The sequence below is a fragment of the Spirosoma koreense genome, assembly GCF_054777875.1.
Window position 1 is genome coordinate 1,741,932 of record NZ_BAAHAC010000022.1, and the last position, 14,992, is coordinate 1,756,923.

Here is a 14,992-nt window from a genome sequence, read left to right on the forward strand (position 1 = left end):
GTGAATACAAAAGCCCGCTTCTGAACCGTTCAGAAGCGGGCTTTTGTCATACTAAGCGCGCCCAGTCCTACAGCAGTAACCCTGCCAAAGTGGCGGACATATAGCTGGCCAATGTGCCACAGATGAGCGCTTTGAAACCCAGCTTAGCTAAATCGCTCCGACGTTTGGGCGCTAACTCGCCAATACCGCCCACCTGAATAGCAATAGAACTGAAATTGGCAAAACCGCAGAGCGCGAAGCTGACAATGGCAATGGTTTTTGGGTCGAGCGTTGGTTTAACTTTGATGAGTTCGAGGTAAGCAACAAATTCATTGACGACCATTTTGGTCCCCATCAGCGATCCAGCCGTCTGAATATCTTTTCCCGGAACGCCCATGGCCCAGGCAAAAATAGAAAATACCTTGCCCAGTAAGAAGTTGAGACTTAGGCTGCTCGTTCCAAACACGTAGAACCCTACCCGGAATAACAGGCTGTCGATGAGCGCAATCAGAGCGATAAAGCCAATCAACATCGCCACTACGTTCAATCCTACTTTTAATCCCTCACTCGCCCCCGCAGCAATGGCATCGAGCAGATTCGCGTGAATCTTTTTTATTTCTACTTTAATAACACCCTGCGTGTCTGAGGTCTCGGTTTCGGGCATCACGATTTTACTGATCACCAATGCACCCGGCGCGGCCATAATGCTGGCGGCCAGCAGGTAAGGCGCGGGCACACCCAGCGAAATATATACGGCCAGTACACCACCGGCGATGCAGGCAAAGGAGCCTGTCATGCTGGCCAGCAATTCGGAATTGGTCATGCCGTTGAGATAAGGCTTAATCATGATCTGCGCTTCGACCTGCCCGACAAACGTACTGGCCACGTTGGAGAGCGCTTCGGCACCACTAACGCCCATAAGCCACTTCATAGCCCGCGCCATGATGGCGACAATCCGCTGCATGATACCCAGGTGATAAAAAATATTGACGAGTACCGCTACAAAAATAATGGTCGGGATAACCTTAAAGAAAAAGATGAAATCATTCCCCGGACCAAAAACTTTCGTTAGCACATCGGTGCGGACAAGCGACGAAAAAACGAACTCGGCTCCCGTATTGGCTTTTTGCAAGAGCCGGTCGACATAGTAGCCAAGCCGTTGAAAAAGAGTCTGGCCAATATCGGTTTTGAGGACAAAAACGGCTAAGCCAAACTGAAGCGCCAGCCCTACGCCGACGGTACGAAAATTAATTGCTTTGCGATTATTGGACAGGGCATAGGCAATACCCAGAATTAAAACAATGCCAATTAGGCCGGTGAAGCGATTCATTCAAAAAAGACGAAGTACAGTTAGGTCAGCTAAGATACAAAAAGAGTAGCTAGTAAATGAGAATAGGACCAACTGGCAAATAATATTCGCCAATTAGTCCTATTCTCGTCAGACTGTGTTAACTGGTGAGTGAAGGCAAATCCAGGACAAAATCCGGCAAAACCGCTTTCTCCGATAACCGACCAAACCCTAAAATGCTCTTCCGTTCCGTATCGAGCCGGTACATGTACCCGTACCAGTTCCATCGGCTTATTCATTAAGCCATCGAATATAAACGGCAGTTCGCTAGATGTTCGCAATGGCCCGTTCGGCACCTTCCTGATATTCTTCTTCAAGCTTGGCTACCTCAGCCAGTTTAGACGCTGAATCGAACAGGCGCGCATCCGTAACTTCCTTTTCAGTTACGTCAAAAAAGCGTTTGTGCATGTTGAAGGGTTCACTTCCCTCGGGCACGTCGCATTTTTTGAAGTCACCATCTTCTTTTAGTTCGTAAGAATTTACGTTATCGAGCAGGTTATAACTCAGGATCAGGATCGCCTGCTGTTTGACCCGAGGGTCGGCCAGGTAAAAGAGCGATTCGATCCGCCGGTCGAAGCTACGAACCATGACGTCGGCGCTGCCGCCGTAGACCTTCGGATCACCGTTATTGTGAAAATAATAGATTCGGGTGTGTTCCAGGTAATCGCCGACAATGGAGCGAACCGTAATGTTGTCGCTTAGCCCGGCTCGCTGCGGACGCAGGCAACAAATGCTCCGAACAATCAGACGAATGGGAACGCCTGCCTGCGAAGCCTTGTATAATTCGTCGATTACCTGCTTGTCTTCCAGGGAGTTAACTTTAATGCAGACACCACTCGGCAGGCCCCGCTGCGCATTGTCGGCTTCGATTCGGATCAACTTGATAAGCTGTTCGCGCATATCCCGCGGAGCCGTAATGAGGTATTGATACTCGTTTGGCAGTGAGTGGCCCGTGATGACATTGAAGAACTCCGAAATGTCATGCGTGTAGATTTCGTTCGTAGTCAGCAAACCGATGTCGGTGTACAGCTTCGACGTATCTTCATTGTAGTTACCGGTGGCCATGTGCGCGTACCGGACCACCCGGCTACCTTCACTGCGGACCACCAGGAGTAGTTTCGTGTGGGTTTTGAACTTACTGATGCCATAAATGACAAAACAGCCTGCTTTCTGGAGCCGTTGGGCTTCGCGGATGTTATTCTCCTCATCGAACCGGGCTTTTACTTCGAACAGGACCGATACGTGTTTGCCGTTTTCGGCCGCTTTCAGCAAAGCTTCTGTTATGCGGGACCGTTTGGCTAGTCGGTAAACCGTAATTTTTATGGCCAGCACGTTCGGATCTTCAGCCGACTGTTCGAGGAGTTGCAGGACTGGCTCGAAATTATTGTATGGATGATGCAGCAGCAGGTCGCGCTGTTTGATCAATTCGAAAATATCGTCTGTCTTATCGCGGCCTATACCCAGTGCCGGAACCGGCGCATGAGGAAGGGGCATATCGTCTTTGAATTCCTGATTACCGATAATCTGCCAGAAAGCCGAAAAATCGAGTAAGGTATGCGATTCGAATATATTCAGGTCGTCGATTTCCCAGCGTTTCTTAAGCAGATTCAGCATCCAGGGTGAGGCTATTTCACCGCTTCCGTTCGTCTCGATCTCGACGCGCGTAACCCGCCCCAGTCGTCGGTTTTTAATTTTTTGCCGAACTTCATCCAGGAAATCAACTTCATCGTCATCGTTTTCATCCAGCGTGAAATCGCCATTTCGGGTAATCCTGAACAGTGTGAGCGAAAGGATGTCGACGTTACGGTAGAGTTTCTTTAGATTCTGGCGGACGATTTCCTCGATGGGCAGAAAGACAACGCCATCTTCCCGTTCGAAGGATAGAAAGCGGGGCAGGTTGGCCGGAATCTGCACGAAGGACAGCCGCTGCCGATCGTCTTCATCCTCCGAGCGCTGGCTTTGCAGATCGGCTCCTTCCGGACTCTGCGTGACCACCCCGAAAATAAGTACCTTCGCCAGCAGCACCGGGAATGTATGGGTATAGTCGTACAGCATGGGCGTCAGTGTCGGATAGATGGCCCGGTCGAAGTAGTTGGTTGCTTCCGTCTGCTCGTCTGTCGTCAACTGGTCATAGGCTACCAGCTGAAGCCCGGTTTCGAAAAACAGGGGTAGCAACTGCTCTGAAAATACTGCCTGCTGGTCCTGAAAAAAAAGATGGGCGGCCGTGTATAGCGCCTTTCTGAAGGGCACTTCGCGTAAGCCCGAATAATCGATGCGCTGCTTGTGGTAGTCCAGGTAATTGTACAGGCTCCCCACGCGGATCATGAAGAACTCGTCGAGATTCGAAGCTGAAATAGCCAGGAATTTCAGCCGTTCCATCAGGGTGCGGTTTGGGCTACGGGCCTGGTCCAGTACGCGCTCGTTGAATTTTAACCAGCTTAAATCGCGGCTGAGATAATCACTCTGATCAATGACGCTACTGACTTTTTCGCTGACTTTGGCCATTTTGTCGATCGTCTGAACGGGTGCACTGGTCGGGCGCTGGGTAAACCGGGAAACCAGATTCCCCAGTATCGTGCGGTTAGGATTCAAGGAATAACGCATACTCAATTTTAAGCTTTCAAGTAAAACAAAAAAGCGGGCTTTTTGGCCCGCCTTATGTTATCATTCGGTTAAACATCGACCCGGGCGTATTTCGCATTCCGTTCGATGAAATCGCGTCGGGGCGCCACCTCGTCGCCCATCAGGGTCGAGAAGACGTGATCGGCATCGGCGGCCGACTCAACCGTTACGATTTTCAGGCTGCGGGTGTCGGGGTTCATGGTCGTGCTCCAGAGCTGCTCGGCATTCATTTCGCCGAGCCCTTTGTAGCGTTGCACGCCTACGTTTTCTTCGCGGCCTGCACCCGCCAGTTCTTTCACGGCCGCTTCGCGCTGTGCTTCGGTCCAGCAGTAGCGCTCTTCCTTGCCTTTCTTCACCAGATACAGCGGAGGTTGCGCAATGTAAATATAGCCGTTGTCGATCAGGGCTTTCATGTTGCGGTAGAACAGCGTCAGAATCAGTGTCCGGATGTGGCTGCCATCTACGTCGGCATCGGTCATGATGATGATTTTATGATACCGAAGTTTATCCAGGTTCATCACCGTCTCGTCGTCTTTCTTTTCAAGCCGTACGCCCAGCGCTGTCCAGATATTTTTTATTTCTTCGTTTTCATAGATCTTGTGCTCCATGGCTTTCTCGACGTTCAGGATCTTACCCCGCAACGGCAGAATAGCCTGGAAAGCCCGGTTACGGCCTTGCTTCGCCGTACCGCCCGCCGAGTCGCCCTCAACCAGGTAAAGTTCGCATTTCTCCGGATCGGTATCGGAACAGTCGGCCAGTTTGCCCGGTAGCCCCATGCCGCCCATAAAATCCTTACGCTCGGTCATGATACGCTTATAGGCCAGATCGGCGGCAATGCGCGCCTGCGCCGACACCAGCACTTTCTTGACGATGCCCGTCGCGGTTTTGGGATTTTCTTCCAGCCAGGTTTCGAGCAGATCGGCCATTGCCTGACTGACCGCACTGACCACCTCCTGGTTGCCCAGTTTGGTTTTGGTTTGTCCTTCGAACTGCGGTTCCTGAACTTTCACCGAAATAACGGCGGTTAGGCCCTTGCGGAAATCTTCTCCGCTGAAGCTGACCTTGCCCGAATTTTTGGGTAGTACGCCGGGGTTTTTGTCGGCATAATTTTTCAGCACCCGGGTCAGCGCCGAGCGGAAGCCCTGTACGTGCGTACCGCCCTCGTGGGTGTTGATGTTGTTTACGTACGACAGTACGTTCTCACCGGCTTCGTAGTTGTATACCAGCGCTACCTGTACGGGGGTCGAGCCTTTGTCGCTTTCCATGTAGATGGGTTTCATGCCATCGAGCGAGGGGCGGGTTTCGTCCAGATACTCGACGAACTCGACCAGCCCTCCTTCCGAAAAGAAATCATCCTGACGCAGCGGTTCACCGGTTTCGTCCAGTTCGCGCAGGTCTTTCAGGAAGATATGGATGCCTTTGTTGAGATACGCTAGCTCGCGCAGACGACCGGCTACGGTATCGTACTTATAAACCGTCTCGGTAAAGATGCTACCGTCGGGTTTGAAATGCGTTATGGTGCCGGTATCGCTGGCTTCGCCAATGACCCGCACGTCATACTGAGGAATGCCTATTTTATACTCCTGTTCGAAGATTTTGCCTTCGCGGTGCACTTCCACCCGCATGTCGGTCGAAAGCGCATTGACGCAGGAAACACCGACCCCGTGCAGACCGCCGGAAACTTTGTAGGTATCTTTATCGAATTTACCACCGGCGTGCAGAATGGTCATGGCAATCTCCAGGGCCGACTTCCCCATTTTGGTGTTGATGCCGGTCGGGATGCCCCGTCCGTTATCCTGAACAGTAATGGAATTGTCGGGGTTGATGGTTACGCTGATTTTATCGCAGTAGCCTGCCAGCGCTTCGTCAATAGAGTTATCAACGACCTCCCAAATCAGGTGGTGCAGTCCCCGAATCCCGACATCGCCGATGTACATGGCGGGCCGTTTCCGAACGGCCTCCAGGCCCTCTAAAACGGTGATGTTATCGGCACCATATGTACTGTTGGGTGCGGTCGCAACGGGAGCATCTGCTTCAATCAATTCGTTGGTCATATTATAAGGAAAAAATGTCAAAAATTTGTTGTTCAGGGCTTAGTCAACCGTACCTTGGGGGTATACGTTACAGATTGTAAAAATACAAAAAATAATCGTTTTTTCCTACCCCTTTTGGTAAGATTTGCATAATATACAAAAAAATGTTTTAACCCCCAAGTTACTTCCCAATTAATGGCTTTTACGCACTCTGAGACCCGGTTACGATTCGTTTTGCCAGTCAACAGTAGGGGATATACAAGCCGGAAATTAAGTTTTCAGAACGCGTTTTTTTACACGACTAATTCACAAAAAAATAGTATTGAAGGCGCAAACCATCCAGCTGTATTCGATCGTGATTTATGCGTAAAATTTTTCGCTGTTCAGGCCAGACGATTCGGAGTCGCCGGGCGCAAAAAATTAAAGCCAGACGGCAGGGGTCTGGCTTTGGCATACACGGTAAAAAGCGATTAATCTTCTGGATAAGGAATGTAGACGAAACCGGCAAAATCGCCATGAACGACGAACAGACAGCAGTACTCGTCGGGCTTTTTGTAGTTTTCTTTCCAGAGGTCTACCGATTCGGGGCCGATCAGTGCCCGCTGCACGAATTCATCCAGAAACGAGGCTTTATAATTCCACTGATTTTCCAGCTCGTTTACGCCGATCAGCAACTGCCCCACGGGCACATCCCGACGGGAGGCTACAAAGACAGGGTATTCCGAAAATCCGCGTTTCCGGATCTGATACGATGCTTCCTTCAACTGGTCGGCCACTTTGACAAAGTCCGACGAAATAGCTCCCATCAATTCCTTGTTAACGTCGTAGGAGTTAGCGTCGTCGAGTAACGTATTTTCGTTGCTGTGGTTGATCATCGGATAAGTTGATCGTAGTTAGTTGATAGTGGGCAGTCGATAGCTACTGACTACCAGCTACTTGTTTTAAAACCGGGCCGCCAGCAAGAGGTCCAGATCCTTGAAACGCAGGTTGAACTTCCGGGCAATGTAGGCATTGGTAAGCGTCCCTTTATGAGTATAAACACCTTTCATAAACCAACGGTTCGCATACATCATCTGCTCGATGCCTCCTGTGGTACCGGTTTCCAGCAAAAAAGGCAGAAAGATATTGCTCAGGGCCATACTGGCCGTGTAAGCGACCCGGGCGGCAATATTCGGAACGCAGTAGTGGATCACGCCCATATGCTTGTAGGTCGGATTCTTGTGGGTCGTCATGCGGGAGGTCTCGAAGTTGCCACCCTGGTCGATGGATACATCGATGATGACCGAGCCTGGCTTCATACGGCCAACCATTTCTTCGGTGACCACAACGGGGCTAAGACCGTCGCTGGCGCGCATGGCCCCGATGACCAGATCGGCCCGCTGCACGGCTTCCGTCAGCGTATCGGAGTCGATGATGGAGGTGTAGACGTGCTGACCGACGGCGTATTTGAGCCGCTGGAGTTTGTACAGATGCCGGTCGAAAATTTTGACATCGGCGCCCATCCCCAAGGCGGTTCGGACGGCATATTCGGTCACGGTTCCGGCCCCCAGCATGACTACTTTCGTTGGCGGAACGCCGGTGATACCGCCCATGATAATTCCCCGCCCATTATCTGCATTGCTCAGGTATTCGCTGGCGATGAGCAGCACGGTACTGCCGGCAATCTCGCTCATCGACCGAATTATGGGTAAGCCGCCGGCCTGATCCTCAATGTATTCGTAGCCAAAAGCCGTTAGGTTCTTGCTGTTGATTCGCTCGAAATAAGCTTTGTCATGAGCAGGCAGATTCAGAGCCGAAATAACCGTACTGCCCGATTTTACATGTTCGAACTCTTCGTCAATCAGCGGTTCGATTTTCAGGATCAGGTTGGCTTCGTAAACTTCCTTCGGCGATTTGGCGATCTGAGCACCCGCTTCGCTGTATTCGCTGTCCGGGAATTTGGCTTTTTCGCCCGCGCCCTGCTCAACGATAACATTATGGCCATTACGAACCAGAATGGCTACGGCTTCGGGAGTGAGCGCAATGCGGTTTTCCTGAAGCGATACTTCTTTGGGTAACCCGATGAGCAGGCTGTTCTGGTCGCTTTTCAGAGCCAGTGGGGCTTCTTTCGGATATAGGGCCGTTTGGGCTAATTTCTCAAATCCAGTCACATGTGCAACGTTTACGATTTGCAGTCTGCTGGTGTTGGGTTTCGGCCAGCGCTACCCTTTATTTTGCAGACGGCAAACTGAATGCCGAAAACTATCCAATCAACTCAGTTTCAATCGTCCGGTGGCTGTTTTTACCGACCGATACACGAATCTGATAATACGAGGCAGGCCAGAGGGAGGTCATGTGTTCGGGCCGCTCGATAAAGCAATAACTACCCGAAGCCATGTAGGTTTCGAGGCCGCGATCCAACGCTTCGGCTTCGTTCCGCAGCCGGTGGCCATCGACATGATAAACCGAATGGCCTTCGTGGGTCGTATACTCGTTCACGATCGAAAACTCGGGGCTCTGTACGGGGCTGATCACCCCCAGCATTTGGCAGAGGGTTTTAATCAGGGTCGTTTTGCCCGCGTCTTTTTCTCCCGTAAATAGCCATACCGGCTGATGGCGCCCTTGGGCCAGTAACTGATGGGCTACGGCGTCGAGGTCGTCGGCGTGATGAGTATGCAACGTCATGGGCCTGTTGGATCGATAGCCCGCAAAGATACAGATTTTTAAGCCGTCCACTTCGTTCGCATCGGCCGACTGAGCAGACGGTCGGCTTCGGCGTCTTTTTCGAACTTCTCTTTGGCTGGATTCCAGTGCAGCGGGCGCCCCAACTGATAGGCAATGTTCCCGAGGGTGCAGACCGAAGCGGTCCGGTGGCCTACCTCCACGTCGCAGATTGGATTCTTGCGGCTGCGGATAGCGTCGAGGAAGTCTTTGTAATGATTGTCACTGAAATAAACCCGCTTGTCGGTTTCGCCGATAACCTTGTCTTTCAGCGTTTCCGGGGTGGTGGTCAGTTCGCCACGGGCTACTTTCACTTCGCCCTCGGTGCCGATAAACTGACAGAACTGTTTGCCTTCTACGGGTGTGTGGTGCATCTCAACGCCGTTGGCATACCGGTATACCAAACCCTTGCCGTCTGCGCCGGGAATCAGCTCGACCGGGCCGGAGTTATCCATATCGAGCCCCCACTGCGCAATGTCGAACATGTGGGCGCCCCAGTCGGTCATACCGCCCCCGCCAAAGTCGCGAATGTCGCGCCATTTGCCCCAGAATGAGGCTGTTAGCGTCGGATCCAGCACATTATTGTAAGGTCGCTCAATTGCATTCGGACCCAGCCAGGCATCCCAGTTGAGGCCTGCCGGAATTGGTTCGGCGGCTAAATCGAACTCGTGCGGGGGGCCGCCTACGTTGACGTTGATGGTTTTGATCTGCCCGATGTAGCCGTTACGTACCAGCTCGACAGCCTGCCGGAACTCTTTCCAGGAGCGTTGCATGTTGCCGGTCTGGAACACGCGCTTGTATTTGCGGGTAGCTTTCACCATGTCCCGGCCTTCGGCGATGGTGAGCGACAGGGGCTTTTCGCAGTAGATGTCTTTTCCGGCTTTCGCAGCTGCTATCGCAATGGCACTATGCCAGTGGTCGGGCGTGGCGATGACTACGGCGTCGATGCCCTTACTGGCGAGCAGCGTCCGGTAGTCGTCGTATTTCTGGCAACCGGTATAGCTCGCTTTTTCGGTTTTGTCGGCATAAAATTTATTGACGGCTTCGACAAACGGGTCCATTTTCGGCTGGTCTACATCGCAGACGGCTACAACGCGGGCGTCGTTCTTCAGAAACTGGTTTCGAAGCCCATTGGCCTGTTTACCAAGCCCGATAAACCCTAGCGCGATCTGATCACTGGGAGCCAGATAACCCCGGCCTAGTACATGACGGGGAACGATATAGAAAGCTGACAAGCTGGCAGCCTGCTTCAGGAATGTCCGGCGGGTGGTCGAAGCCGATGTATCTTTCATGAACGTAGTCGTTTACCAAACAAAAGAGAAGAACGGGTAAGCTATACTTGCTTATCGGGAGCTATAATTCGACGGCTCCGTAGCGTCTGACCAGTTCATACGAATACGTCTGGTTGAGTCTTACCCCAGCGCGGATGAGAACCCACACTATAGTAAATTTGATTCCCCTGTCTAATCTTTGTAAGAGCGTGGACCTGTATCGACACAAAAATTCCCCAACTGTCCGCTGTCAGTTAGCGGGGCAGTTGGGGAATCTGCAGGCGGTTTATTGATCAGTAGCCGGTATTCTGTGGAAACGTCGCCTTGTTGTTATACACGTCGATTTCCGACTGCGGAATAGGGTAGACCGTCCGGTAATCCGGCATCGTAATGCCAGTCACTTTAATGGCCGCCACGGCCGTTCCTGTTCGAACCAGGTCGAACCACCGGTCGTTTTCTAGGGCGAGTTCCAGCCGGCGTTCGGCAATCACCGCCGTCTGAAACGCTTCTTTGGTAGCCAGCTGCGCGCTGGTATAAGCAGCCACGCCCGCCCGCGTCCGCACCCGGTTCAGCGCTGTAAACGCGTCGCCAGTGGCCTGATAGCCAACCTGATTGAGGGCTTCGGCGTACAGCAGCAGCACGTCCGCGAAACGTAAGACCGGGAAGTCGTTACCCACGTCGTTCGTTGCCGACAGTTCGTCGTAATACTTGCGCGGAACGGCATTGATGCTGCTCGGAACGGGCACCTGCACTGTCAGCGGAAGCCGCTTGTCGCCAGTGGGGTAGGCGGCCCGCAACGAAGGTTCGATGTTGTCGCCGATGCTGGTGCCAAACCACGAACCGTGCCCTTCGCCCTGTAATCCTCCTTTCTTGTATTTGACCGAGAACAGCAGCTCCGCGTTGTTTTTGTTCGTTACCAGAAACACGTCGGCCACGTTGGGAAGCAACTGATAGGTCGTTCCGTTGACCAGATCTTTCAGCGTCGATACAGCCAGATCATACTTCTTTTCGGTCACGTACACTTTGCCCAGCAGCCCTTTTGCGGCACCGGAGGTCGCCCGGCCGATGTCGTTGCCGGTGTAGGTAGCCGGTAACCCCGCTGCAGCTGCCGTCAGGTCTTTTTCGATGGCTGCGTAAATGTCGGTCACTTCGTTGCGGACGTACGAACGCGCGTCGGTCGTTGTACCGGCCGTCAGTACCAGCGGCACTTTGCCCCAGAGACGCACCAGATTGAAATACGACAGGGCCCGGATAAACTGCGCTTCGCCTTTATAACGCGCTTTCAGAGTCGCATCCATGGTTACCGCATCGATCTTGTCCAGAATCAGATTGCAGCGGTTGATACCCGTGTAGAGGCTTCCCCAGGTGTCGCGCAGGATGGTGTTCGTGGTCGGCTCGATAAACCGGTCGATGTTGTAGCGTAGCCCGGCGCTCGATGAGGGGTCGTTGTCGAGCACATTGTCGCTGCGGGCTTCGATCAGGGTAAAGAAATCGTTGCCGTACTGGTTGGAGCTTTGCAGTGCATCGTAGGCCCCGTTGACCGCGTTATTAAAATCCGTGGCGGTCTTATAAAAATTATCGACGTTCGGCTGCGACAGTGGCTTGAGGTCCAGAAAGTTTTTCTGACAGGCCGTCAGCCCCACGACAGCGGTAAGAATTATGGCTATTTTTTTCATGATTCGTTAGAAGGATAAGTTGAGACCGACCGACGTAGTGCGGGGGAGGGGATAGGTTCCGTAATCTTCGCCCGACGACAGCGCGCTGTCGGGGCGGCTGTTGACCTCGGGGTTGAAACCCAGATACTTCGTGAACGTAAACGGGTTCTGTGTGGTCACATACAGTCGGGCCCGGCTCAGCCGTAGTCGGGTCAGCAGTGCGCCCGGCAGCGAATAGCCCAGCGTGATGGTCCGGATACGTACGTACGAACCATCTTCGATATGCCAGGTCGAGATTTCGCCGTTGGAGCCCGAAGCCAGCCGGTTGGCGCGGTTCACCAGTCCATTGCCGGGGTTCTCCGGCGACTGCCAGCGGTCGAGCGCCCCTTTGAACAGGTTGCCGTTGCCTTCCATATTGTAGATATACCGGCGAATCAGGTTCATGATTTTATGCCCCTGCACCCCCTGCACAGCAATGCCCAGATCGAAGCCCCGGTAGGCGAAATTGGTGTTGAACCCGAACGTGTACTTCGGAAAATAGCTGCCCGTTACCGACCGGTCGCTGCTGAAATCGATCTTACCGTCTCCGTTGGTATCCCGGAATTTAAAATCGCCGGGGCGGGTCGTGCTGGTGTGCGGATAGGCATCGATTTCCGCCTGATTCTTAAACACGCCGTCGTAAATCATGGTATAGTATTCGCCGATCGGATGGCCAATCTGGGTGATAAACTGCGCACCGGCCACGCCACCGGCTACGATGATCGGGTCGCCGGCGGGGCCGAGGGCTTTAACTTCGTTGCGGTTGGTAGCGATGTTGGCATTAGCCTCCCAGCGTAGCCGTCCGAAGGTCTGCCGCGTGCCGACCGTAAATTCAAGTCCGCGGTTGTTGACTTTTCCGATATTCTGCAGCTCCGTGCTAAAGCCCGACGCCCGCGGCACAGGTACGTTCAGAAGCAGGTCGGAGGTGTTGGCATTGTAATAATCGACGGTCAGGTTCAGCTTGTTCTGCAGGAAACTCACGTCGAAACCCACATCAAGCATGGCGGTTTTTTCCCACTTCAATTTGTCGTTGGCCGAATTGCCCGGTGCCAGACCACTCACGATGGTTTCGTTGCCGAGAATGTAGTTCTGGTAGTTGAGCAGACTGACCGAGCCGTAGTTCGGAATCTGGAAATTACCCGTCAGCCCGTAGCTGGCCCTGATTTTAAAATCACTCAGCCAGTTTACGGATTTCAGGAACGACTCCTGCGAAATGTTCCAGCCTGCCGACACTGACGGAAAATACCCCCAGCGGTTGTCGCGGCCGAAACGCGACGACCCATCGGCCCGGATAGCCGCCGATACCAGGTACTTACCGCCGTAATCGTACTGTACCCGACCCAGATACGACAGCAGCGACCACTCCTGAATATCGGAGCTTCCCGACGAAACCTGCCCGGCGTTGAGGGTATAAACCAGGTCGTTCGGGAAATTGGTAGCCGTCAGCTCATTGGCCACCCGCCGGTCTTTCTGCGAGGTAAAACCTGCCAGTCCTGAAAGGGTATGCTGCCCGAACGAGCGGTTGTACGTCAGGGTATTTTCAACCAGCCAGTCGACAAAGTTCTGCGCCCGCGAGAAGCCCGTTGGCACCGAAGCCCCTTTCCGGTCGCGAACTTCGAGGGTAGACGGCCGGTAATAATCGCGCTGGAAACTGTTGATGTCGGTTCCTACGCTGAGCCGATACGCCAGCCCCTTGATGATCTCGTACTGTGCGTAGGCATTCCCCAGCACCCGCAACTGGCTCAGTTTGTCGCTGACTTGGTTGGCAATAGCTACCGGATTCAGAATCGACGTAGCGCCGTAACCCCAGGCGTTGCCTGTCCAGTTATATGACCCGTCCGGGTTATAGACCGGGAAGATCGGCGGCATTTGCAGCGCCAGCCCAACGACGCCTTCGCCCAGATACGGCCCTTCGGCTTTGATCAGGTCGTGGTACGAATAGGTTGGGTTCAGGTTGACCCCCGCCGTCAGCCGGCCGCTTTTCACTTCGACATTGGCGCGGGCGCCGTAGCGTTTGAAGCCCGAATTGATGACCACCCCCCGCTGGTTGAGGTAATTACCGGAGATATAAAACTTGACGTTGTCTTTGCCGCCCGAGATCGACAGCGTATGGTTCTGAATCGGGGCGGCCCGAAAGATGGCGTCCTGCCAGTCGGTGTTGGTGAGACCCGCCTGTCCGCTCAGATAGGGAACGATTTCGGGCTGGATAAGTGTGCTGGGTGCGCCTACCCCTTTGTTGCGGATGTCGTTCGAGTCGGTTGGTTTTTCCGTCGGATTTCGGTCGATGTAGGCGTTGTTTTTGGCTTCGTAGCTCAACTGTGCATATTCGTAGGCGTTGATCATGTCGATTTTTTTCGATACGGTCTGCGTGCCGATGTACGAATCGTAACTGATCGTGGTCTTGCCTTCTTTTCCTTTTTTGGTGGTCAGCAGCACTACGCCGTTGGAGCCGCGCGAACCGTAGATGGCAGCCGCCGAGGCATCTTTCAGGACCTCGATGCTCTCGATATCATCGGTGTTGATGGTGCTTAGTACGTTGATCGGGTTATCGGGAAACTGCGTGTTGGTGCCGCCGGTTGCGTACTTGGTATCGCGCGAGAGCGGAATCCCATCGATGACGTAGAGCGGGTCGTTGCCGGCGCTGATTGAGCCCGTTCCACGCACCCGCACGGACAGCGCAGCCCCCGGTGCACCCGAGGTCTGCGTTACCTGCACCCCCGCGATCTTGGCCGCCAGTGCCTGATCGAAACTGGCGACGGGCTGGTTGGCCAGGTCTTTAGCCTTCACTGAACCGATGGCGGTAGTGATGTCGCGCTTGTTCTGTACGCCATAGCCCACCACTACTACTTCGCCCAGGGCGTTGTCAGTGGCGGTCAGTTTTACATCCACGACGCTTCGGTTTCCAATGGTCACTTCGGTCGGCTGATAACCGATGAATGAAAAAACCAGGGTTTTGGCGCCCGCCGGCACATTAAGCTGGTATTTTCCCTGCGCATCGGACGTGGCCCCTACGCTGGTGCCTTTGGCCTGGATAGTCGTACCGGCCAGGGCGTCGCCGGTAGTCGCATCGGTAACGGTACCGGTAATTGTCTGAGCGTAGCTGAACTGAACCATCAGGAACAGCAGACTGAAAAACGCTCCTAGTCGATACCCATTTCGGGCAGATTCTGGTAACGGACTGATCATAAACGGATTGTTTACAGTGAAAAATTTCAGGCTGGAAAAGGTAGGTTAGTAAGGCTCGTTCGAGCCGATGCAAGTATACTAGTAAACTGGGTATTTTTTTATAGACTTTTAAGGACGGTCAGGCGTTGCATCGAGTTTTTTATAGAAAGTCTATTGATT

General features: G+C 53.2%; 9 protein-coding genes. All 9 read right to left on the minus strand.

Features of this window, described 5'->3' with window-relative positions; all coding sequences use genetic code 11:
* Positions 1–67: 67 nt before the first annotated feature.
* The 9 genes from ACYVC2_RS20710 to ACYVC2_RS20750 all read right to left on the minus strand — a co-directional run bounded on the left by ACYVC2_RS20710 (position 68) and on the right by ACYVC2_RS20750 (position 14,833).
* Complete coding sequence (locus ACYVC2_RS20710; protein ID WP_461105267.1) at positions 68–1,309, minus strand: NupC/NupG family nucleoside CNT transporter; 1,242 nt, start codon at positions 1,307–1,309, stop codon at positions 68–70.
* A 285-nt stretch (positions 1,310–1,594) separates the two neighbouring features.
* Complete coding sequence (ppk1, locus tag ACYVC2_RS20715; protein ID WP_461105269.1) at positions 1,595–3,931, minus strand: polyphosphate kinase 1; 2,337 nt, start codon at positions 3,929–3,931, stop codon at positions 1,595–1,597.
* A 68-nt stretch (positions 3,932–3,999) separates the two neighbouring features.
* Positions 4,000–6,003: a DNA topoisomerase (ATP-hydrolyzing) subunit B gene (gene gyrB / locus ACYVC2_RS20720; protein WP_461105271.1), complete on the minus strand. Its 2,004-nt coding sequence runs from the start codon at positions 6,001–6,003 to the stop codon at positions 4,000–4,002.
* A 449-nt stretch (positions 6,004–6,452) separates the two neighbouring features.
* Positions 6,453–6,857, minus strand: coding sequence for a hypothetical protein (locus tag ACYVC2_RS20725; RefSeq protein WP_461105273.1), 405 nt, complete (start codon positions 6,855–6,857; stop codon positions 6,453–6,455).
* A gap of 66 nt (positions 6,858–6,923) precedes the next feature.
* Positions 6,924–8,132 (minus strand): alanine dehydrogenase, encoded by a 1,209-nt coding sequence (locus ACYVC2_RS20730; RefSeq protein WP_461105275.1) that lies wholly within the window; start codon positions 8,130–8,132, stop codon positions 6,924–6,926.
* A 91-nt stretch (positions 8,133–8,223) separates the two neighbouring features.
* On the minus strand, positions 8,224–8,646 hold the full coding sequence (gene tsaE, locus ACYVC2_RS20735; RefSeq protein WP_461105277.1) for a tRNA (adenosine(37)-N6)-threonylcarbamoyltransferase complex ATPase subunit type 1 TsaE: 423 nt from the start codon (positions 8,644–8,646) through the stop codon (positions 8,224–8,226).
* Between the two features lie 38 nt (positions 8,647–8,684).
* The gene (locus tag ACYVC2_RS20740; protein ID WP_461105279.1) at positions 8,685–9,974 is read right to left on the minus strand and encodes a Gfo/Idh/MocA family protein; all 1,290 of its coding nucleotides are present in this window, start codon (positions 9,972–9,974) and stop codon (positions 8,685–8,687) included.
* A gap of 272 nt (positions 9,975–10,246) precedes the next feature.
* On the minus strand, positions 10,247–11,629 hold the full coding sequence (locus tag ACYVC2_RS20745; RefSeq protein ID WP_461105281.1) for a RagB/SusD family nutrient uptake outer membrane protein: 1,383 nt from the start codon (positions 11,627–11,629) through the stop codon (positions 10,247–10,249).
* Positions 11,630–11,635: 6 nt separating this feature from the next.
* Entirely contained in the window at positions 11,636–14,833 is a 3,198-nt protein-coding gene (locus ACYVC2_RS20750) for a SusC/RagA family TonB-linked outer membrane protein (RefSeq protein ID WP_461105283.1), read from the minus strand.
* Positions 14,834–14,992: the final 159 nt, after the last annotated feature.